Origin of the sequence: Aeromonas dhakensis, from assembly GCF_000820305.1 — a bacterium.
GTDB classification, from domain to species: domain Bacteria; phylum Pseudomonadota; class Gammaproteobacteria; order Enterobacterales; family Aeromonadaceae; genus Aeromonas; species Aeromonas dhakensis.
This window is the reverse complement of record NZ_CDBH01000022.1, coordinates 122748-145165: the sequence shown is the minus strand read 5'-3', so window position 1 is coordinate 145165 and position 22418 is coordinate 122748. Positions and strand designations below refer to the sequence as shown.

At 61.5% G+C, this 22418-nt stretch carries 18 protein-coding genes; 6 read left to right on the top strand and 12 right to left on the bottom strand.

All coding sequences use genetic code 11. The annotated features are described in order from the left end of the window. Positions 1-8: 8 nt before the first annotated feature. The 6 genes from aroK to tapM all read right to left on the bottom strand — a co-directional run bounded on the left by aroK (position 9) and on the right by tapM (position 5696). Entirely contained in the window at positions 9-527 is a 519-nt protein-coding gene (gene aroK, locus BN1143_RS03865; protein WP_005298388.1) for a shikimate kinase AroK, read from the bottom strand. A 191-nt stretch (positions 528-718) separates the two neighbouring features. After that, on the bottom strand, positions 719-2920 hold the full coding sequence (locus BN1143_RS03860) for a type IV pilus secretin PilQ (protein ID WP_042049722.1): 2202 nt from the start codon (positions 2918-2920) through the stop codon (positions 719-721). Between the two features lie 16 nt (positions 2921-2936). Further along, positions 2937-3467, bottom strand: coding sequence for a pilus assembly protein PilP (locus BN1143_RS03855; RefSeq protein WP_005298376.1), 531 nt, complete (start codon positions 3465-3467; stop codon positions 2937-2939). Then, positions 3464-4063: a PilO family type IV pilus biogenesis protein TapO gene (gene tapO, locus BN1143_RS03850; protein WP_005298374.1), complete on the bottom strand. Its 600-nt coding sequence runs from the start codon at positions 4061-4063 to the stop codon at positions 3464-3466. Before tapO ends, BN1143_RS03855 begins: the two co-directional genes overlap by 4 nt. Next, the gene (gene tapN, locus BN1143_RS03845) at positions 4060-4638 is read right to left on the bottom strand and encodes a PilN family type IV pilus biogenesis protein TapN (protein WP_017781609.1); all 579 of its coding nucleotides are present in this window, start codon (positions 4636-4638) and stop codon (positions 4060-4062) included. Before tapN ends, tapO begins: the two co-directional genes overlap by 4 nt. Then, positions 4626-5696, bottom strand: a complete 1071-nt coding sequence (tapM, locus tag BN1143_RS03840) for a PilM family type IVa pilus assembly protein TapM (protein WP_082038421.1) — start codon at positions 5694-5696, stop codon at positions 4626-4628. Before tapM ends, tapN begins: the two co-directional genes overlap by 13 nt. Before the next feature lie 287 nt (positions 5697-5983). On the opposite strand from tapM, the gene BN1143_RS03835 reads away from it, so the two are divergent. Then, entirely contained in the window at positions 5984-8473 is a 2490-nt protein-coding gene (locus BN1143_RS03835) for a penicillin-binding protein 1A (protein ID WP_042049720.1), read from the top strand. Positions 8474-8542: 69 nt separating this feature from the next. Here the strand turns inward: BN1143_RS03835 and oxyR are convergent, their stop codons facing one another. The 4 genes from oxyR to BN1143_RS03815 all read right to left on the bottom strand — a co-directional run bounded on the left by oxyR (position 8543) and on the right by BN1143_RS03815 (position 13027). After that, positions 8543-9439, bottom strand: a complete 897-nt coding sequence (gene oxyR, locus BN1143_RS03830) for a DNA-binding transcriptional regulator OxyR (protein WP_010633192.1) — start codon at positions 9437-9439, stop codon at positions 8543-8545. A gap of 145 nt (positions 9440-9584) precedes the next feature. Beyond that, positions 9585-11225 (bottom strand): methyl-accepting chemotaxis protein, encoded by a 1641-nt coding sequence (locus tag BN1143_RS03825; protein ID WP_042049719.1) that lies wholly within the window; start codon positions 11223-11225, stop codon positions 9585-9587. A 218-nt stretch (positions 11226-11443) separates the two neighbouring features. Continuing rightward, complete coding sequence (locus BN1143_RS03820; RefSeq protein ID WP_042049718.1) at positions 11444-12091, bottom strand: DsbA family protein; 648 nt, start codon at positions 12089-12091, stop codon at positions 11444-11446. A 75-nt stretch (positions 12092-12166) separates the two neighbouring features. Continuing rightward, positions 12167-13027 (bottom strand): Vmh family MBL fold metallo-hydrolase, encoded by an 861-nt coding sequence (locus tag BN1143_RS03815; protein WP_042049717.1) that lies wholly within the window; start codon positions 13025-13027, stop codon positions 12167-12169. A 127-nt stretch (positions 13028-13154) separates the two neighbouring features. Here BN1143_RS03815 and BN1143_RS03810 point away from each other — a divergent pair, with 127 nt between their 5' ends. Next, positions 13155-14054, top strand: coding sequence for a LysR family transcriptional regulator (locus BN1143_RS03810; protein WP_042049715.1), 900 nt, complete (start codon positions 13155-13157; stop codon positions 14052-14054). Between the two features lie 63 nt (positions 14055-14117). Here the strand turns inward: BN1143_RS03810 and BN1143_RS03805 are convergent, their stop codons facing one another. After that, positions 14118-14894, bottom strand: coding sequence for a BPSS1780 family membrane protein (locus BN1143_RS03805; RefSeq protein WP_042049714.1), 777 nt, complete (start codon positions 14892-14894; stop codon positions 14118-14120). A gap of 176 nt (positions 14895-15070) precedes the next feature. Between BN1143_RS03805 and BN1143_RS03800 the strand changes: the two genes are divergently transcribed. Both BN1143_RS03800 and BN1143_RS03795 read left to right on the top strand, forming a co-directional pair. Then, the gene (locus BN1143_RS03800; protein ID WP_042049712.1) at positions 15071-15922 is read left to right on the top strand and encodes a hypothetical protein; all 852 of its coding nucleotides are present in this window, start codon (positions 15071-15073) and stop codon (positions 15920-15922) included. Between the two features lie 43 nt (positions 15923-15965). After that, on the top strand, positions 15966-16790 hold the full coding sequence (locus tag BN1143_RS03795; RefSeq protein ID WP_042049710.1) for a M23 family metallopeptidase: 825 nt from the start codon (positions 15966-15968) through the stop codon (positions 16788-16790). 87 nt (positions 16791-16877) lie between these two features. Here BN1143_RS03795 and BN1143_RS03790 read toward each other — a convergent pair whose 3' ends face one another. After that, complete coding sequence (locus BN1143_RS03790) at positions 16878-18212, bottom strand: MATE family efflux transporter (protein WP_042049708.1); 1335 nt, start codon at positions 18210-18212, stop codon at positions 16878-16880. Positions 18213-18367: 155 nt separating this feature from the next. On the opposite strand from BN1143_RS03790, the gene mscM reads away from it, so the two are divergent. Both mscM and BN1143_RS03780 read left to right on the top strand, forming a co-directional pair. Next, positions 18368-21646 (top strand): miniconductance mechanosensitive channel MscM, encoded by a 3279-nt coding sequence (gene mscM / locus BN1143_RS03785; protein WP_042049707.1) that lies wholly within the window; start codon positions 18368-18370, stop codon positions 21644-21646. Positions 21647-21668: 22 nt separating this feature from the next. After that, on the top strand, positions 21669-22379 hold the full coding sequence (locus tag BN1143_RS03780) for a glycerophosphodiester phosphodiesterase (protein WP_042049706.1): 711 nt from the start codon (positions 21669-21671) through the stop codon (positions 22377-22379). The last annotated feature ends 39 nt before the right edge of the window (positions 22380-22418 follow it).

Sequence of the window (22418 nt, the reverse complement as noted above, 5' to 3'; positions counted from 1 at the left end):
CCTCTTGATTACATGCCGATCAACTTGACGATTTGATTGGCAACAACTTTTGCGCTCTGGTCATCGGTCTGGATGACAAAGTCAGCCACTTCTTCGTACAGGGCGTTGCGCTCTTGTGCCAGACGCTCGAGTACTTCGCGCGGCGGCTCTTCGGTTTGCAGCAGCGGGCGACGTTTGTCACGTTGCGTCCGGGCCAGCTGCTTCTCAATGGTGGTCTCGAGGTACACCACAATGCCGCGAGCAGAGAGTTTGTTGCGTGTTTCACGGCTCTTGATGGCACCGCCACCCGTTGCCAGCACGATACCCTGCTGTTCGGAAAGGTCACCAATGACCTTCTCTTCGCGGATCCGGAAACCCTCTTCGCCTTCAACATCGAACACCCAGCCGATATCGGCACCACTGCGGCGCTCAATCTCATGATCTGAGTCGAAAAACTCCATATGCAGTTGTTCTGCCAGATGTCTACCTATGGTGCTCTTGCCCGCACCCATGGGACCTATCAGGAAAATATTGCGTTTCTCAGCCATGTCTTTTCGTTAGTAATTACAAACTGTACGACCCCGACAAACTCTCGATCGGGGTACCTATGAACCTTATCTTGCGATGGATCAGGAGGGGGATTATCTCAATAGAAATCAGGACTGGCAACCGCAGCCCTTACGCCCCAGCCTCATTGGGGCGTAAGGTTATATGTGTTTTACCTTCACATGTAAAGTCTTCAGAAAGTCTCGGTGACTATCTTCGGTGTCACGAAAATCAGCAGCTCCCGCTTTTTGTTCGCGCTGGTCGTCTTGCGAAACAGCACCCCCAGACCCGGGATATCACCCAGCAGGGGGACCTTGGTCACATCGTTGGTAATGGTCTGCTGATAGATACCGCCCAGCACCAGCGTCTCGCCATTGTTGACCAGCACCTGGGTGGTGATCGACTGGGCGTTGATGGAGACGGCATCGCCGGTACCGGTAGGTACGGTTTCACCCTTGGTGTCCTGGGTCACGGTCAGATCCAGGATCACCCTGTTGTCAGGGGTGATCTGTGGTGTCACTTTGAGACTCAGCACAGCTTTTTTGAAGGTGACCGAGGTAGCCCCACTGGAAGAGGACTCCACATAGGGTATCTCGGTCCCCTGTTCGATCAGCGCCGGCTTCTGGTTGGCCGTGGTCACCCGTGGACTGGCAATGATCTCGGCCTTGCTCTCCTTCTCCAGTGCCGACAACTCGAGATCCAGCAAGGTGCCGTTCGCCAGCCGCGCCACCTGGAAGGCTAGGGTACCGGCGGCGTTGGTCACCGGCAGGTTGACGTTCAACCGATCGTCCACCCCGGGGCGGGTAATGGTCGAACCACCGTTGTTGTTGCCGGAACCGTCATTGCCCTCGATGGTACCAGAGGTACTGTTGCCGTGACCGTCGTTCTTGGTCACCCCCCAGCGTACCCCGAGTGCCTCGTCGAAACCGTCGTCTATGGTCACCATGCGCGCTTCGATCACCACCTGCTTGACCGGGATATCCAGAATATCCAGCATGCGCTTGATGCTGCTGATGACGTCGGCGGTGTCCTTGACTACCAGCACGTTGGTCCGCTCATCCACGCTCACCGCCCCCTTGGCAGAGAGCAGCTTGGTGCTTTCAGACGAGAGCAGCGCCGCCACCTCGGATGCCTTGGCATAGTTTATCTGCAGGTATTCGGTGTAGAGCGGGGCCAGATCGGCGACCTGATTGCGGCTCTCCAGCTGCTGTTTCTCACGGGCGGCTATCTCTTCCGCCGGTGCAACCAGCAGAATGTTGTTGTCGAGCCGCTTGTCGAGTCCACGCACCTTCAAGATGATGTCGAGGGCTTGCTCCCAGGGTACCCCATCCAGCCGCAGGGTGATGTTGCCCGACACCGAGTCCGTGGTCACCAGGTTGAGATTGTTGAAGTCCGCGATGAGCTGCAACACGGTTCTGACCGGAATATCCTGGAAATTGAGGGAGATTGGTTTGCCCTGATACTGCTTCCCGGCACTCGCCGCGGTGCGTTTTTTCACCTCGACGATGAACATCTTGTCTGCCTGGTCGTAGCGATAATCAAACTGGCCGTTGACCGACAGCTCGAACAGGGTGTCATTGCCTTGGCGAAACACCTCAACCTGAGAAACAGGGGTGGCAAAATCCTGCACATTGATCAGATTGAGCAGGTCGTCCGGAACCCGGGTGCCATGAAACTTGGCCAGCACAGTCTGACCGCGGCTGCTGACGTCCACGGCGGCAGAGCTGTTATCCAGCGTCACCAGAAACTCCCCCTGTCCGTCCTTGCCACGTCGAAAATCCACGCCTTTGACGGAGTTGAAGTAAGCGCCACTGGCCGAAGTTTGCGGGGTTGGCAATACAGGTTTGCTGGCAACCGGCGCCGCCACCGGGGCACTCTGGCGGGCAAGCTGCTGGCTGTTGATTAATGCCGACGAGGTTGCCGGCGGGGTATTGATAAGGGCGGACGAATTCGGCTGGGGAGCCACCATCCCGGAGGAAGAGGTCGTGGTTGGCAGCGGCATGGCCGCCTTGTCCCCCAACGCAACCAACAGCTTGTTGCCCTGCTGGTGCACCTGATAGGGAGTCAGTTGATCGAGCGCAATCTTGATATCGAGACCCGCCCCCTTGCCCTCTACCTTGATGTTATCCACCCCCTGCTGCTTGATGGGCAGGGGATTCACGTTGAGTGCCCCCACCGCCCCCGGCACATGCAGCAGCAACTGGTTGGGTTCATAGGAGAGCCGATCGGTAAACCCGCTGACCGGTTCACTGAAACTCAGCTCCAGCAGCAGTTGATCGGCCATCAGCGGATTGACTTTGACCTCCTGCAGGGTGGCCACCGCCCAGGCCTGGCCCCATGCACCGACGCAAAACAGCAGGGCCACTCTGGTTGCCTTACCTATTGTTGTTCTCATCGCAGTTCATCCCTGATTATCGTTTTGCTTCAAGATTGGCCATGCCCAGCTGGGTTTCTCGAGTCACCCAGCATCCTTTGCCGTCCGGTATAGTCTCAATCAAATCCACATAAGTGTCAGTGATCCTGATCACCCGCCCCTGATCCAGCCCCATATGCTGGTTGAGGCCCACCCGGATGGACTGACCATCCGGCGTTCTGATCAGGGCCCACAGCTGCCCCTGCTTGCCAAGGGAACCCTGCATGCTCAGGCTGGCCAATGAATAGTTCTCCAGCACCTCTTTCTCTCTGTTGGCGACGATCTGGGCGCAATCCGGTTTCACCTTGGCATCCGTCTTGGCACTGCTGGCCTCGGGCTGGGGAGCGATGAAGGGACTGCGCTGATCACTGAGATGATAAGCCATGGGAGAGAAGGGCTTTATTTCGGGAAGAGGTTCAATGGGGACCGGCTTTCTGGCCTTCACCTCGGCCACGTAATTATCCATGTCATCCTGACCGCCGCAGGCCGTCAGCAACAATGCCGGCAACAGAACGCAGAGTATCCTCATTTTTTCTGCTCCACCGTCTTGCCGTTGTATTTATAGGTCTTGGCCAGCATCGACATGGCGATCATGTCATCCTGCTCCTTGCCCTGACCCAGCGTGAACGACTCCAGAATGACGATCCTTGGCAAGGCCGCCATGTCAGCCGTGAACTTGCCGATCTCATGATAGGTGCCCACCACTTCTATTCGCATGGGCAGCTCAGTGGAAAACTCGTGCTTGATCTCCGGCTCCCAGTTGATGCGATTCAGCTTGAGGCCGTTGTCGGTGGCGATAAAGCTGATGTCATCCAGCAGCCCGGCCACTTCATGGGTATTGGGCAGCTGTTTGAGCTGGGTATCGACCAGTTGTTCAAGCTGCACCATCTGCGCCTTGTAGGCACCGAGATTGGCGGCCAGCATCGCCTTGCTCTCAAACTGTGACTTGAGCTCCGCCTCCTTGTCGGTTTCCTGGGTCAACAGAGTCAGCGACTTGGCAATCACGTAGTAATAGATGGCGCCCCCAAGCAGGGCGCAGAAGAACAGGATGAAGATCCCCTTGGCCAGTTTGGGCCAGCTGGCGATGTTGTTGAAATCCAGTTCGTTGAGCTGTTGCAGGTTCATTTCTGCCCCTTAGCCATGTCGAGGCTGGCTCCAGCCGCCACGGCGACCTGGAACATCATGGAAAACTGGCTGAGCGAAACTGGTGCTACATCGGCCGCAAAGATGGTGCTGATCTGCGACTGCCCCAGCCAGCCGGAACCATCGATGCGACGCATCATGCTGGCCACCCTGCCATAGGCTTCGGTCTTGCCGTTCACGTCGATCCGGTTGTCCTGCAGGGCCAACGTGTTGAGATACACCCCATTGGGTACCAACGAAGGCAGCTGGTTGAACAGACGAACCGGCAGGTTGCGACGCATCTGCAGATGCTCGATCAGCTGCATGCGGTCAATCAGCTCCTTGCGCCGCTCCTTGAGCAGACGGATCTCGCCAAGCTGGGCATCGAGTATGGTCATCTCCTGCTGCAGACGCTGGTTGCGCTGCTGCTGATGGCCGATCTGCTGTTCCACCAGCCAGTCGGCGGCAAAACCGAGGGATGCCGTGATGGCCATGAAGATACCGAGCATGACGCCGAACTGCTTCTTCTGACGCAGCGCCCTGGCTTCACGCCAGGGAAGGAGGTTTATATTTGACATGGCGTGAAGCTCCTCAATGCCAGACCCAGCGCCGTCATGTACTTGGCACCATGGGCAGCGACCTCTCCCTTGGGTTTGCCGAACAGGGTAAAGGGATCGGGATGCAACACCTCGCAGCTGAGCTCGTTGCCAATCTGAGCCGCCAACCCGGGCAGCAAACTGCCCCCTCCGCTCAACACCAGTTTGGAGAGCTCCCGGTGGCCGGAAGAGCTGCAAAACAGCTGGACGTTGCGCCGCACCTGCTGCAGCAACGCATTCATGTGGGGCAGCAACACATCCAGCTCGTGATCAACTGGCAACTTGCCCTGCAGCTTGGCCTGCTCTGCATCATCCAGAGAGAGGCTGTAGAAAGAGGCCAGCGCCTGACTGTATTGATCACCGCCGAAATTTTGCAGGCGGGAGTAGATCACCTCCCCCTTCACCAGCGCGGCAAATGTCATGGCGCTGGCGCCGATGTCGATGACACCGACCGGTTTGTCCCACTCCTGCAGCTCAGGCAGACAGGCGAGTACCGCCCGCCCCAAGGCGTGAGCCCCGACATCCACCACCTTGGTGGTCATGTCGGCTTCCGCCAGCGCGGTGACCCGACCATTCACGCTCTCGGTGCGGGCCGCGCTCAGCAGCACCTCCTGGCGCTCCTGATCGGCGACCTTGCCCAGGATCTCGAAATCCAGGCTCACTTCATCGAGGGGGAAAGGGATGAGTTGTTCGGCCTCAAGCTGGACCTGATTTTCCAGCTCGCTTTCACTCAGGCTGGCATCCACCTGAATGACCTTGGTGATCACGTTGGAGCCGGTGACGGCAGTAGCCACGTACTGGCTGCTGCCCGAGATGAGGCGCTTGAGGCCCTTGAGAGACTGGCCGACCCGCTCGATATCCTGCAGCTGATAATCGACCAGGGTGCCTTTGGGAGTGACAACCTCCGCCACGGACTCGAGGTGCAGCTTGCCGGGACGGCCGGTGATGGTCACGGCCTTGATGGTCTGACTTCCAAAATCAATGCCTGCCAGTGGAAGCAGAGAACCCTTGTTGAATAGCCCAAACATATACACATCCATGCGTTATATGGGTTTTAGGATTGATTGTAGGACAGCTAATCAGAAGATGATGGCTTAACTCATCCTAAATGCTCTATCTATCAATGTCATAAAGTTTATGCCGAAAAGTGATGCAACTCGCTTTCCGAGCCGCGCCCTCCTCCCCTTGGTTATTGAGTCGCAGAGTGCTAACCTCCCGCCTCTTCTCGAGGAGCCGGACCATCGTCAGGAAAACCTCGAATTCACGAAGGCAAAAGGGCTATACTCTGCGCCCGTTGGCTAATTTTAAGACGATTGGTAGTTCTTCCATGCTGAAATGGCTCGTACGCCTGTTTATTGTCATGATGCTGGGTGCTGTGCTGGGTGTTGCCAGCCTCATCGGTATCTACTTCTACATCAAGCCCCAGTTGCCGGATGTGACCGCACTGCGCGACGTCAAGCTGGCCACCCCGATGAAGGTGTACAGCCGGGATGGGGAATTGATCTCCCAATTTGGCGAAATTCGTCGCATCCCCCTGCATCTGGATGAAATTCCCCAGTCCATGATCGATGCGGTGCTCGCCACCGAAGATGCCCGCTTCTACGAGCACCCCGGCATCGACCCCATCGGCATCCTGCGGGCTGCCACCGTCTGGGCCGTTTCCGGCCAGGCACGCCAGGGCGCCAGTACCATCACCCAGCAGGTTGCCCGCAACTTCTTCCTGAGCAACGAGAAGACCCTGGTGCGCAAGATCAAGGAGGTCTTCTTGGCCTGGCGCATCGAGCAGAATCTCTCCAAGGACGAGATACTGCAGCTCTACCTCAACAAGATACCGCTCGGCTATCGGGCCTTCGGGGTCGGCGCCGCCGCCCAGGTCTACTTTGGCAAAGAGGTGAAAGAGCTCACTCTGGATGAGATCGCCATCATTGCCGGTCTGCCCAAGGCCCCCTCCATGCTGAACCCGATCCGTTCGCCGGAACGGGCCTTCGCCCGCCGCAACGTGGTGCTGGGCCGCATGCTGGAAACCGGCAAGATCACCCAGGCCCAGTATGACGAAGCCTCCAAGATGCCGATCAAGGCCCGTTATCACGGAGCAGAGACCACCCTCAACGCCCCCTATCTCGGCGAGATGGTTCGCCAGAAGATGGTGGAGCAGTTTGGGGAAGACGCCTACACCATGGGCCTGCACGTCTACACCACGGTCACCGCCAAGCGCCAGCGGGCTGCCCGTCAGGCTCTGCTCGACGGCGTGTTCGACTATGACACCCGCCATGGCTACAAGGGGGTGACCGCCCAGCTGTGGAAGAGCGGCGAGGCCGACTGGGATTACGACAAGATCATGGCCCATCTGGCCAAGCAGCCGACCTATCAGCCGCTGATGGCCGCCGTGGTCACCAAGCTGGGTGACAAGAGCGCGACCATAGTGCTGAAAAACGGCAAACAGGCCGAGCTTGGCTGGAACGGCATCAAGTGGGCCCGTTCTTTCATCACCGACGATCGCCAGAGTTTTGCCCCGAAATCGGCACGTGACGTACTCAAGGTCGGCGCCCAGATCTGGGTACGGGAGAAGGGTGAAGAGCTGCTGCTCTCCCAGATCCCCGAGGTCAACGCCGCCCTGGTGGCCATGAATCCGCAGGATGGCGCCATCGAGGCGCTGGTCGGCGGCTTCAGCTTCGAGCTGTCCAAGTTCAACCGGGTCGATCAGGCTCGTCGCCAGATAGGCTCCAACATCAAGCCTTTCCTTTATGCCACCGCACTGGAGCAGGGCTATACCCTGGCCTCGCTCATCAACGATGCGCCGATCAACCAGTGGGATCCCTCCAAGGGCCCCATGTGGCAGCCCAAGAACTCCCCGGCCATCTATGACGGCCCCACACCGCTGCGCCTTGGTCTTGCCAAGTCGAAGAACGTGATGTCGGTGCGGCTGATGCGCGCCATCGGGCTGGATACCTATATCGACGGCCTCACCCGCTTCGGCTTTGCCCGCGACACCATCTCGCCCAACGAATCGCTGGCGCTGGGCGCGGCCGAGTTCACCCCGCTGGAAGTGGTGCGCGGCTATTCGGTGCTGGCCAACGGCGGCTTCCAGGTCACCCCCTACTTCATTACCGAGGTGACCGACAGCTTCGGAGCGCCTCTCTATCAGGCCAACCCGGCCGCCGCCTGCCGTGATTGTGGCGTACTGGCCGCCGCCGGTCTGGACAGCGCAGATGCCTATGCCAATACGGCCCCCGACTGGAAGGCCCAGTGCCCCATCGATCCCGTCGTGCCCAACAATATGGCGCCGCAGACCATCAGTGCCCAGAGCGCCTTCCTGGTCACCGATACCCTGACCACCGCCATCTGGGGCGGCAATGGCTGGCGCGGCACCGGCTGGCGGGCGGCTCGCGATCTCAAACGCCACGATATATCGGGCAAGACCGGGACCACCAACGAATCGCGCGATGCCTGGTTCTCCGGCTATACCCCGAACCTGGTCGCCACCTCCTGGATCGGTTTTGACAACCACCAGCGTGGCCTGGGCCGGGCCGAGTTTGGCGGCGGCGCCGCCCAGCCCATCTGGATCGACTTCATGAAGACGGCGCTCAAACAGATCCCCGAGCGCAAGATGCCGGTACCGGAAGGGATCATCACGGTGCGCATCGACCGTGAAACCGGCCTGCTGACCAACCGCACCGATGGCAGCAGCACGGACGAATACTTCAAAGAAGGCACCGAACCGACCCGCTTCGCCACCCAGAGCTCGGATGGCAATCAGGTCTATGGCGGCGATGGCTCGGACACTGACGGCCCCGTCTCCACCGACGATATCTTCTAAGCAACCGCAGCAGACAGAAACCGGCGCCCAGGCGCCGGTTTTCTTTTGGTGAACACGAATGCGTTGTCGTCAGCCGAGCAGGCTTTTCATCAGGCTCGAGATGCGGGCCGCCAGCTCGTTGAAGCAGGGTCGGCGCACCGAGTAGTGGCGATAGAGCAGCGCTATGGTACGCCCCGGTACCGGATCGATCACCGGCCGGTAGCTGACGCCGCCCTCTTCGGTATTGGCAGGCACCGCGAGCCTGGGTACCAGCGTCATGCCGCTGCCGGCCGCCACCATGTTGCGCAGCGTCTCCAGGCTGGTGCCCTTGAAACGCTGATCCTCGCCGATGCCGGCGGCAAAACAGAAGCCCATCGCCTGATCCCGCAGACAGTGGCCATCGGCCAGCATCAGCAGCTTCTTGCCCTTGAGATTGCTGAGCGGCACCGCCTTGGCCTTCGCCTCCGGATGCTGCTGGGGCACCGCCAGCCACATGGGCTCCTGATAGAGAGGGATGGAGCCAAACCCTTCCATCCCCTCCAGTTCGGCCAGGATCAGGCAGTCCAGCTCCCCCTCTTCCAGCCGTTTGAGCAACACCTGGGTCTGCTCTTCATAGAGGTAGAACTCCAGCTTGGGAAAATGTTCGCGCAGATCCTGGATGATGTGGGGCAACAGATAGGGGCCGACGGTGGGAATGAAGCCGATGTGGATCTCGCCGGACATGGGTTCGGCAAAGTGCTGGCCTATGCTCTTGAGTTCGCGCACCTCTTTGAGCACCTTGCGAGCCTGCTGGGCCATGGCATCGCCAGCCGGGGTAAACAGCACCTTGCGGGAGGTGCGCTCGATCAGGATCACCCCCAGCTCATCCTCCAGCTTGCGCAGCTGGCCGCTCAGGGTCGGCTGACTGACGAAACAGCGCTCCGCCGCTTTGCGAAAGTGCTTCTCCTCTTCCAGCGCCACCAAATACTCGAGATCGCGAAGGTTCATACATCCAGAATCCTGCCAACCAATGGGGCCATTAGCATGCCCAAGAACGGCGGGAGGGACAAGGGATGGTGAGATTGGACAGACCATGCGCAGAGGATAAATAAAACGGGCCCGGATCCGGGCCCGTCGGGTCAGCGTCGCCTCATCACACCCGGAAGCGGCGTACCAGCTCCTGCAGTTGGGTGGCCAGATGGTTCAGGTCGTTGCAGGCCTGCGCCATCTGGGTTGCCCCGGCCGCCACCTCTTCCGAGGCATGACTGATATTGACCACGTTGCGGTTGAGCTCTTCACTCACCGCCCCCTGCTCTTCGGTGGCGGTCGCAATCTGGATGTTCATGTGGGATATGCTCTCCACCGAGCCGCTGATCTCGGAGATGGACGCCCCCGCCTCGCGCGCCGTACTGACGGTGGAGTTCATCATGTCCTGACTTTGCTGCATGGTGGTGCCGGCCTGCTCGGCCCGCTGCTGCAGTTCGGCAATGATGGTGTTGATCTGGGAGGTGGAGTCCTGGGTCCGTTTCGCCAGGGTGCGCACCTCATCAGCCACCACCGCAAAACCGCGCCCCTGTTCCCCGGCCCGGGCCGCCTCGATGGCGGCGTTAAGTGCCAGCAGGTTGGTCTGCTCGGCGATCCCACGAATGACCTCCAGCACCATGCCGATGTTACGACTATCGTCCCCCAGCTGGCGGATCACCACGGCGGTACTCTCGATGGCACCGGCCACCTGTTCAATACGCTTGATGGAGTCGTTGACGGTGCGGGCCCCCAGCTCGGCGGTGCTGCTGGCGGCGCTGGCGGCACTGGCGGCATCGCTGGTGTTGCGGGACACCTCCTGCACCGTCGCCTGCATCTCGTTCATGGCGGTGGCCAGCTGGTTCAGCTCGTGCTGCTGGCTGTTCATGTTGTTGGCGGACTGACGGGCAACCGCACTGATCTCTTCGGCCGCAGAGCTCAGTTGCACCACGGAGCCGGAGACTTCACTGACCAGAGTGCGCAAGTTTTTCTGCATCTCGCCAAAGCCCTTGGCCAGTTGACCCAGCTCGTCATTGTTGAACTGGCTGGCATCAAGATGAGCCGCCAGATCGCCGGCTGCCACCTTGCGGGTCTGCTCCAGCATAGCCATGACCGGGTTGCGGATCTGGCCAGTCAGCAACCAGGCCACCACCACCACGAACAAGACGGTGATGAGGCTGACGATGATACTCATGGTGCGCGAGCTGCTGTAGAGGTCGGCAACTGCCTTCACCATGCTGTCGGCAAGCTCGTTGTTGATCTCGCGCAGACGATAGGATTTGGCCCCAGCCTCTTCCAGAGCGACACGGGTTTCGTTCCGACGCAGGCTCTTCACTTTATCCAGATCACCGCTGGCAAAGGCCGCCATCAGCTCTTCATGTACGGCGAAATACTTGGCACCGGCGGCCAGCAACTGCTCGTAGGTCTGTTTCTCTTCGTCCGTGCTAAACGGCAGTGAACCATATTTTTGCGCAGCGGTGTTGAACTCATCCTTGGCCTTGTTGAAGGTCCCGGTACGTTCGCTCACCTCCTGCGGATCCTGGTTGAGGCCACCAATCACCTGAGCAAGCTCGGAGCGACGAGCATCGAGAATGGCCACGTGCATCTGGCTGGCATAACGGGTCGATGGCAACAGGTTGCCCGAGATGGTGGCGGTATCGGCATAAAGGTGGGACAGCTGAGTGATGGAGAACCACGCCAGCCCCACCACAAGCAGGGCCAATACGGCAAAACCGGCGCTCAACTTCTGACCTATAGACATATTTTTGAACATGATTGGTATCCTTGGCGGCTAGACGCAAGCCCCTGACATCGAACGTCCGGGCTATCCCCATAGAGCATAGCGCGATGACTGCAAGCGGATGATTTTCAAACTATCCGCGGCTCAATATATCGTCCTGCCCGGGGATAGCATGAGGGTCGCCCAGGCAAGAAAATCCACTCAGGACTCATCCGAGCAAGATTATCTTCGGCAGGATACCAATTCCCCCCTCAGCGCCCCATCAGCTGCTGGATATGGCGGGCAAATGCCTGCGGCTCGCCCAGGAAAGAGGACGCTGACAAGGGCGTTACCTTGTCCCCCTGCACCAGCCCCAGAGTCGGGTAACCCTGCCCGCCGAGACGACGCATCCAGACCTGGCAGTCCGCCAGATGGCTTGCCAGCTCAACCGCCTGATACGCCTGCCCAAAGGCCTCCTGCGCAATGCCCTGCTCCGCCGCCAGGCTGGTCAGATGCTCGAGAGAACCGATCCAGATGCCATCGCGATAGTGGGATTGCTGGATGCGGTGCAGCATCACCAACCCATTACCCCCCAGGGATCCCACCGCCAGGATGGCGCGGATCGGTTGCTCCGAATCCAGCAGCAGGCCATCGCGCAGCAGCAGCTCGTTGAAATAGCGCTCGCCAAAGGGCTGACCGGTCAGTGCCTGGATCCGCTCGTCATGGGGGCGCACATAGTCGCGCAGCGCCTGACCCATGGCCTGGCGGCGACCACCCAGCCAGAGACCGCCGGCATGCAGTTCGATCTGCAAGCCGGCGACATCGGCCGCGGCTTTCAGCAGCGGGGCGGCGCCATAGCACCAGCCACAGAGGGGGTCATAGACATAATGGAGGGTTGTTTGCACTTCGTTCATCATCATTCTCGCTTCAATTCTGGATAAAAAACCGGGCCCGAAGGCCCGGTAAAAAAACACAGGGAAGTAGGCGTCAGGGGATTACCACTTCATCTCGCCGGTATTGACCTTGGCACCGATGGCCAGACCATCGTCGACCGGCAGGGAGGGGTAAGCCTTCTTCAACGCTTCAATCAGCTGCCCGGAGTTCTTGGCCTTGGCCAGCTCCTGCTCAAAGCGCTCTACGTAGTCACGGGTGAAGGTCACGGCTTCGGTACCCTTGGGCGCAGTCCCCAGGAAGTGACCCGGCACCACGCGCTCAGGCTTCAGCGCCAGCAGATTGTTCAGCGCCTTGACCCAGTTGCTGCGAGCGACCTTGGTCTGACTGTCCGCCATCCACACATGTACGCCGCTGTAGACCGGTACACCACCAAAGGCAGTCTTGATGGACGGCGCCCACAGGTAGGCATTCGGAGTGTTCATCTCTTTGATCTCGATCTTCTCGCCATCCAGTGTCAGATGGCTGGCCGTCATCACTTGCGGTACGGTCAGGCTCTTGGGTGCACCCTTGCCAAGGATGGGGCTCCAGTAGCTCAGCTTGGCGTCCTTGGTCTGATTGATATGGTCAACCACATGCTGGTCGGCCAGCACCTTGACGTCGGGGAACGCGGCCATGACAGGTTCCAGACCGAAGTAGAAGTCGGGGTCACCGGCACTGATATAGACGGTGGTCAGTTTCTTGCCGCTCTTCTTGATCATGTCCACCAGCGCCTGACCGTTTTGAACGTCGAACTGGGCATCGATCAGTATCGCCTCCTTGTCACCGGCCACCAGGGAAGAGGAGACCGGGAAGATGGCCTTCTCGCCAGGGTTGTAGACGGTTACGGTCAGCGGGGCAGCCATGGCGGCACCGCTCAGCAGGGTGGTAGCCAGGGTCAGATTGCGGATCAGGGTATTGTTCATCGGGTATTCCTCATCAAGTCATCAGGGGTTCATCAGATGGACACAGTTTATTGGATCACTTTCGGTACAAATACAGCATAATGAGCGCATCACTGTTGCATTAATCGAGCATATAGAGAGCCTGAACATGGATCGACTGACCGCATTGCGGGTCTTTGTCAGCGTAGTCGAACAGGGCAGCCTGAGCGGTGCCGGGGATAAACTGGAGATGTCGCGCGCCATGGTGACCCGCTATCTGGCGGAGCTGGAGCAGTGGATGGGGGCGCGGCTGCTGCACCGCACCACCCGCCGGCTGAGCCTGACCGGCCCGGGAGAAGAGGCGTTGAACCGGGCCCGGGCCATGCTGGCGCTGGGGGAAGAGATGGAGCAGATCGCCGTGCGCGGCGACGAGGCGCCCAAGGGGCAGCTGCGCATCACCAGCAGCTATTCGCTCTCGGAAGCCCTGCTGGTGGGGGCCGCCAACGACTACCTGGCGCGCTATGCGGGCACCGCCATCGATATCCTGCTGCTGGACCGGACCGTCAACCTGGTGGAGGAGCGGATCGATCTCGCCATCCGCATCACCAATGATCTCGATCCCAACCTGGTGGCCCGCCGGCTCGGCACCTGCCACTCCGTGGTCTGTGCCAGCCCGGCCTATCTGGCCAGGCACCCGACACCGCACAAGGTGCAGGAGCTCGCCCTGCACAACTGCCTCACCTACACCTATTTCGGCAAGAGCCTGTGGGAATTTCAGGGGCCGGACGGGCCCGAATCTGTGCCGGTCAGCGGCAACCTCAGCGCCAACATCTCCAACCTGTTGCTGGAGGCGACCCTGGAAGGTGCCGGCATCAGCCTGCAGCCTCGCTATTCCGCCCAGCCCCATCTCGAGACCGGCACTCTGGTACCGCTGCTGGAGCAGTGGCAGCCCAAGCGACTCGGAGTCTACGCCGTCTATGGCACCCGCAAGCAGATGTCACCGCTGTTGCGCAGCTTCCTCGACTTTATGGTGGAACGCATGGCCGCCGACCCCATGTGGCGCGATTAAACCGGCATGAAAAAGGGGCCGTCAGGCCCCTTTCGTTCAATATGCCAGACTCGCTGGCCGCACTCAGGCTTCGAAACCGTTCAACGGGGCATCGGCCGGCGTCTCCTGCGCCACATCCAGGAAGATCTCCCGATATGCCACATAGATGGAGTAGTTGAGCGCCGGGATCACCACCAGCAGCCCCACCAGCATCAGCGCCGCACCAAACAGCATCAGGATGGCGGCGACTATGCCCCACCAGAGGAAGGGCCACATGTTGGTCAGGCAGCCTTTGAAGCTGAGTTTGGCCGCCTGCAGGATCCCCACATCGTGGAAATAGATGAGCGCGGGGGCGAAGGTAACGGCCATCAGCACCGGGATCAGCAGCGCCAGCCCCAGCAGCAGGCAGAGCAGCAGCCCCTGGGCCTGGGCCGCCGTGACCACCAGGGATTCGGGATCCTGGGTCAGCAGGGAGGTGAGCCCCCACATGGAGAGCAGCCCCAGGCAGATGAGACCGATCAGGCTGAACAGGGCCAGCACCAGCAGCCCCCCCAGCATCAGCGGGGTCAGCTTGTGGCGAAAACCGGAGAAAAAGTCGGCGAAGCGCAGCGGGTTGCCTTCATAGCCGTGGTGGGCCACCGCCACCCAGCCAGCGCCCCAGACCATGTAGAGCAGCTGGGAGATGAGGCTGCCCGCCGGCAGGCGCTCCAGCAGCAGACCGACCGCAAACCAGACGAGAACCATGCCGACGCTGGCCCCCATCCCCTTGTTGAAGATATCGAAGCCGGACCGCACCCAGACCCAGCCACGCCCTATGGGGTGACGGGCGGGAGCTGTGCGCAGGGGGGACAATCCATTCATAACATTTCCTCGGATGAAAACGGCTGGTTGCCGATTCTAGAGCCATGGGGCCCCCGACTCAATGGCGGGCCGCCGTCGACACCGCAGGTGCACGTCATGGCTGCTTGTATCAGACGTTACGGTTATCATAAGAGACCCCTCTGCAAGGGGCGTTCACTTATTCAAGAGAATCCAAAATGCGTACATCTCACCTGGCGCCGCTGCTGCTGGCCTCCCTGTTGCTCAACCTCTGGCAGTGGCAAGCCGACCACACAGCCGCCCAGCCGGAATCAAACGCCGCCGGCACCGCCCGCGCAGCCCAGTGCGACGCGTCAGCTTCCCAGAGCAGCAGCCAGAACCCGGGGCAGAACCTGCTGGCCAAGCTGCCCGGCAAGGGCCCCCAGAGCGAGCCTGCGCCCGCCCAAGAGTCGCTCCCCCCCAACCCCGAACTGGAAGCCGCCATCAGCCAGTGGAGCCAGTCGAGCGAAGGGTCCGTGCTGATCGAACGGCTCTATGACGCCGAGCAGGGCAGCCAGCTCACCACCGTCTTCGATCGGCTCGACATCGTGGAGGACGTGCGCGGCCAGGTGCAGGAGCAGCTGCGCGAGCTCTATCGCCTCGGCTTCGATCATCCTGACGCCTATGAGCAGGAGAGCCAGCGCATCTGGAGCAACCTCAGCAACCTGCTGGGGGAGGATACCCGCACCCGGCTCGAGCAGGAGATCTACTCGGGCGACACCAACCGCCTGTTGGAGATCCAGGGCCGCCTGGCGGAGCGCGGCGAGCTGCTGGCACCGGCCCAGCGCCAATCCCTGACGCGCCTGTTGAGCGAGGCGAACCAGCAGCTGGCCCAGCAGGAGAGCGGTGATGCCGGCACCTATCTGGAGAACCAGCGCGCCTATACCCAGCGGGTACTGGAGAGCAGCCGCGGCTTCCTGAGCCCGGATCAGCTCAAGGTGCTGCAAGACATGCTGGAGCTGGATCTGGTGCGCCAGGAGGTCTCGGTCCAGATGGAGGCCATCTACCAGCGCTTCCAGCCAGCCTCCTGATTTCGTTACCGTTTCGTCTTAGTCAACCCAGCCTGGAATCATCATGAGAGTCGTTTGTTGTCTATTGTTGCTGCTGGCCAGCCAGTCCGCCCTCGCCGAGGGCTTCATCAGTCGCCTGCTCAACCACCCGGTGCCAGGTGGCGTCGCCGTGGTGCCCCTTGGCAGCGAGGCGCAGGCCCCGACCGCCCGCTATCAGGACAAGCCGGTACTGGTGGTGCGTGAAGAGGACAAGCGCTGGATTGCCATCGTCGGCATCCCCCTCAAGAGCCAGCCCGGCCCCCACCAGCTGCAGGTGAGCGATGGCCGCACCCTCGACTTCACGGTCGGCAGCAAGCAATACCGCGAGCAGCACATCAAGCTCAAGAACAGCCGCCAGGTCAACCCGCTGGCCGAGGACATGGCCCGCATCAACCGCGAGCTGGCGGAACAGACCCGCGCCTACCAGACCTTCAGCCCGGCCCAGCCCAGCAACCTGCTGTTCGACAAGCCGGTGGAGGGGCCGCTCTCCAGCCCGTTCGGGCTGCGCCGTTTCTTCAACGGCGAGGAGCGCAACCCCCACTCCGGCCTCGACTTCGCAGTCGGTGCCGGCACCCCCATCAAGGCGCCGGCGGCGGGCAAGGTGATCCTGATCGGCAACTACTTCTTCAACGGCAACACGGTGTTCGTCGACCACGGCCAGGGGCTCATCAGCATGTTCTGCCACATGTCGAAGGTCGACGTGAAGCTGGGTCAGAGCCTGCCCCGCGGCGGCATCGTCGGCCGGGTCGGCGCCACCGGCCGCGCCACCGGTCCCCATATGCACTGGAATGTCAGCCTCAACGACGCCCGCGTCGATCCCGCCATCTTCATCGGTGCCTTCAAGCCCTGAGGCCGGAGACCTGTCGCGCGCAGGCAGGGGCGTTCAAAACGAAAAAGGCAGCCGAGGCTGCCTTTTTCATGGACGAATGACCACCTGTCAGGCAGCGCTGTGCTGGCGCGCCTCCCTGTTCATCGCCCGCCACATCACCAGTACCAGCAGGGTGCTGCAGGTGGGCAGCGCCAACCAGACGCCGGATACCCCCCACAGGGAAGAGAAGCCCCACAGAAAGCCGCCGATCAGCACCAGCTTGCCGCCGGTGAGCAGGGAAGCGATACGGGCCCGGTTGATGGCCTGGAAGTAGGTGGCCCCCACCAGCAGCAGGCCTTCCATCGGCAAGCCCCAGAAGTAGAGCCAGATGCCCAGGCTGGCCACCGGCAACAGGGCCGCGTTGTCACCGGCAAACAGGTAGACCACCCCCTCCGGCCAGAGATAGAGCGGCAACATGCCGCACAGGGCCACCAGCAGCGTCACCCCGAGCGCCAGGTTGCGCACCCGCAGCACCCGTGCCCAGTTGCCCGCCCCGGCGTTGAAGCTGGCGATGGGCTGGATGCCCATGGCGATCCCCTCGAAGATGAGATAGAAGAAGGCCTCGCTGTAGCTGATGACCCCATAGGCAGCCACGTGCAGTGAAGTGCCGACCGAGAGCAGCGCCTTGTTGTGCAGCGCCAGCACCACCGACAGATAGAGGTACATCAGAAAGCTCGACACCCCGAGTCGCAATGTCTCCCCCATCAGCCGCCAGTCGGGCCGCAGGGTATCCCAGCCAATGCGCAGCTGGCTGCGCGGGGTGAAGAAGTGCCACAGGCACAGCCCCCCGGTCACCGCCTGGGAGAGCATGGTGGCGATGGCGGCCCCCGCCAGCCCCCAGGGGATCACCGCCATCAGCAGGTAGTCGAGCAGCACGTTGAGCACGCCGCCCCCCACCAGGATCCAGGTGGTGAGGCCGGGTCGCCCGTCGTTGCGCAGCAGGGCGGTAAAGGCCATGGAGAGCACCGCGAACACCCCGAGCCAGGAATACCACTGCAGATAGGCGTATCCTGCGTCGAAGATGGCCCCCTCCGCCCCCATCCACACCAGCATCTCGTCGCCATAGTGGATGCCGATGAAGGCGAGCAGCGCCGAGGCGATGAGCACCATCACCAGCGCGTTGCCGACGATGTGACGGGCCCTGGCCTGCTCCCCCTTGCCCAGATAAAACGAGGCGAGCGCCGAGGAGCCCATGCCGATCAGCGCCCCCACCGCATAGAGCACGGCGCAGATGGGGTAGGCCAGCATCATGCCGGCCAGGCCGTCCTGGCCCAGAATATGGCCGACGAAGATGCCGTCTATGGTGACATAGATGCCGGTGACCAGCATGGCGGCCACGGTCGGAGTGACGTAGCGCCAGAACAGGCGGGAAAGGGGGGCCGTGCCCAGATCGACTGCGGACATAGGATGCTCAATGGAGGGGAAAACGGCCGGAATGATAGCCAAAGCGGGCCGGGATCGCCCGTTATTTATGTTACAAATCATTAATATGGAAAACTTTACCCGCCCAGGCCCCTGCTTTAGGCTAGGGCGACTCCACCTGAACGGAAACGTGCGCCATGTTGCAACGCCTGCTCTCCCTGCTGCTCTGCCTTACTCTTCTTTCTCCCCTGGTTCAGGCCGATGACGCCATCACCCAGGTGGAAGAGCTGCTGCAGAGCGTGCCCAAGACGGACACCCCGGAGAACCAGAAGCTGCGGGAGAGCTACCAGCAGGCGCTGCAATTTGCCCGGGAAGCCCAGCGCTACCGCGAGCAGGGCAAGGCCTATCAGCAGGTGCTCATCGACTATCCCAAGGAGTCGGCCCGCCTCAAGGATAGCCTGCACAACTACCAGCCCCAGCCTCGCCCTGCCCTCTCCTCCCTGAAGGAGGAGGCGCTGCGCCAAGCCATCGGCCTGAGCAGCAACCGCCAGCTCAACCTGCGCAAGGAGCGCCAGGGGGTGATGGACAGCCTCAACCAGCTAGAGAGCACCGGCCAGGAGTATCACCTGCGGGTCGACGAGCTGCGCAAGCAGTTGCAGCAGACCCGTGCCCTGCTCGATCGGCTCAGCTTCAGCAGCGAGTCTGACCGCCAGCAGGATGCCCAGCAGCTGGTGACCCGCCTCAAGGAGCAGAGCCTCTCCGACCGGATCCAGATGCTGGAGCTGGAGCAGCTCTCCGCCCAGCAGCGCAACGATCTGGGCAAGCTCAGGCTGCAGGAGCTCAACCTCGCCATCACCGACGAGGACGAGTGGCAAATCAGCCTGCTCAACCAGCAGAACCAGCTGCGCCGCGACAAGACAGAACAGGCGCTGGCGGAGAGCGAGCGGCTGCGCAAGCAGCTCACCTCCGACATGCCGCTGCTGCTGGAGCAGCAACAGCAGAACCAGGCGCTCTCCATCCAGCTCGGCGCGCTCGAAGATCAGATTGAGCGGGTGCAGGACGAGCAGCGGGTGATCGACACGAACCTCTCGACCCTGAACGACCTGGTCAACTCGGTGCGCGAGCAACTGGAGTGGCTGCAGATCAGCAACGCCTATGGCGAGAACCTGCGCAGCAAGCTCTCGGATCTGCCCGCCTACTTCCCCCTCGACAAGCTGGAGTCGGCCATCGTCAACGCCCGCATGGCCAAATACCAGTACGAGACCGAGCAGGATGCCCTCAAGGATCCACGTCAGCTGCGCGATCAGCTGCTGGCCACCGACGGCATCACCCTGGATCGCGCCCAGCTGGCGGTGCTCGACAACCTGCTCAAGGCCAGACGGCAGCTGCTGACCCGACTCAACGACGCCGCCGACAGCCTCATTCAGGAGCAGACCCGGCTCAAGCTGCTCTACAGCCGCCAGAACAGCAAGATCGACGAAATCCGCGAGCTCAGCGCCAGCCACCTGTTCTGGATGCCGGACGTGCGCCCGCTCACCCCGGCCGTGCTGCTCGGGGTGCCGGCCGCCCTCGGCCTCGCCCTCAACCCGGTCAACTGGCTGCAACTGCCCCAGGCCATCGCCGAGAACAACCCCATCACCCTCACCTTCGCCGGTATCGGCATCCTGGTGCTGGCCTGGTGCTGGTTCAAGCTGGCTCGCCACCTGACCCACTACAGCCAGTACATAGCGCCCCGCATCGGCAAGGTGACCCAGGACAAGTTCAGCCTCACCAGCCGGCTGCTGATGCGCTCTCTGCTGGCCTCCCTGCCGCTGCCCGCCATGGTGCTGATGGTGCGCGGCCTGCTCGACGGCGCCTGGCAATACCCGTTCGCGGTGGCGGTGGCCCGCGGCCTCGGCGAGATCTGGTTCCTGCTGCTGGCGCTCTTGATGGCGCGTCACCTGACGCTGGAGAAGGGGATCCTGATCCTCCATTTTCGTTGGCAGAAGGAGCGGGTGCAGAAGGTGTGGAGCCAGTTTCGCACCCTCTTGCTGGTGATCATCCCGAGTTTCTTCGTGCAGGGCATGGCCAACAGCTATCAGGAGCACGCCTTCTACGACTCCCTCGGCCGGCTGGCCTTCATCGTCGGCGCCCTCTGGCTGCTGCTGTTCTTTGCCCGCCTCAACCGGGAGCGGCTGCCGCTCACCTGGGGCCAGGCCGACATGAGCAAGCCCCACCTGCTGCACCACTTCATCTGGAACAGCCTGATGCTGGCGCCGCTGCTGGCGGTGATCGGCTCCCTGCTCGGCTACTTCTATACCTCCCGCATCCTGCTGCGCCAGCTGGAGCTGAGCCTGCTGATGGGGCTGGGTTGCCTGCTCGTCTACTATCTGGCGCACCGCTGGATGCTGATCCAGCGCCGCCGCCTCGCCTTCGAGCGAGCCAAGAGCAAGCGCGCCGAGATCCTGGCCCAGCGCGGCCGGGAAGAGGGACACGACGAGCTCAGCTCCGAGATCCCGGACGTGGTGGAGGACACCGAACTGGATCTGGACACCATCAGTGCCCAGTCCCTCGGACTGGTGCGCACCCTGCTGATGCTGGGCTTCACCATGCTGGTGGTGGTGCAGTGGTCCGAACTCAACTCGGCGTTCAGCTTCCTGCGCAGCATCGAGGTGTGGCAGGTGAGCAGCAAGATCGGCGGCATCGAGCAGGTCGTCGCCATCACATTGCAGGATCTGATGCTGACGGCCTTCACTTTCATCCTGACCGTGGTCACCGCCCGCAACCTGCCGGGCCTGATGGAGCTGACCCTGCTCCAGCACCTGAGCCTCTCTCCCGGCACCGGTTTTGCCATCACCACAGTGACCAAGTACATAGTGCTGGTGGTGGGGGCACTGACCGGCTTCTCCATTCTCGGCATCGACTGGTCCAAGGCGCAGTGGATGGTGGCGGCCCTCTCTCTGGGCCTGGGTTTCGGTCTGCAGGAGATCTTCGCCAACTTCGTCTCCGGCCTCATCATACTGTTCGAGAAACCGATCCGGCTCGGCGACACAGTCACCATCCGCGAGCTAACCGGCACCGTCACCAAGATCAAGACCCGCGCCACCACCATAGTGGATTGGGACAGGAAGGAGATCATCGTCCCCAACAAGGCCTTCATCACCGAGCAGTTCATCAACTGGTCCCTGTCCGACGCCATCACCCGGGTACGGCTGCGTATCCGCATCGGCCTGACCCAGGAGCCGAGAAAGATACAGACTATTCTGGAAGAGTCGATCAAGGCCTCCACCCTGGTACTGGAGACCCCCTCCCCCGAGGTGTTCCTGATCGAATTCACCGACTCGGCCCTGATCTACGAGATCCGGCTCTACGTCAACAGCATGGATCACCGCATGCCCATCACCCACGAGGTCCACTCGCTGGTGCTGGAGAAACTGCAGCAACAGGGGCTGGGGCTGCCGCACCAGCAGATCGACATTCGTCTGAGCCGGGCCTGAGTCGCCCTCACAGGAGCACAACATGCAGATCATCGCCCATCGCGGCGCCAGCGGACTGGCACCGGAGAACACCCTCAAGGCCATCCGGCTGGCGCTGACGCTGGGGGCTGAAGCCATCGAGATCGACGTGCAGCAGGCCGACGGCGAGCTGTGGGTCTTCCATGACCGAAGACTGGAGCGCTGCACCGACGGCCGCGGCGTGCTGATGGCCCAGTCACGCACCTATCTGGAAAGCCTGAATGCCGGCGAGGGAGAGGGGATCCCGACCCTGTGGCAGGTGATGGAGGCCATCGCCGGCCAGGCCGAGCTGCATATCGAGTTGAAAGGAGCACAAACAGCCGACGAGGTAGCCCGACTGATCCGGCGTGCCGAGGCCGAGCTTTGCTTCACGACCGCCCAGTGGGTCGTCTCCTCCTTCCACCATCCCGAGCTTGCCCGCTTCGCCGCCCTGCGCCCCGAGATCCGGCTGGGGGCGCTCACCTCCACCATTCCCCTCACCCAGGCGGCCTTTGCGGCCGAGCTGGGGGCCTGGTCACTCAACTGCGACGTGGATTTTGTCGATCAACAGCTGGTACAGGATGCCCACGATCGCGGGCTCAGGGTACTGGTCTATACGGTCGATGATCCTGCCGATCAGGCTATGCTGGCTGCCATCGGCGTCGACGGCATCTTCACCAACCGGCCGGATCGCTTTCTGCCATCCGCCAAATTGGACTCATTGTGTCGGGGGTGATCGATAACCGCTGATTTAAGCTATAAATTTAATGGCGCA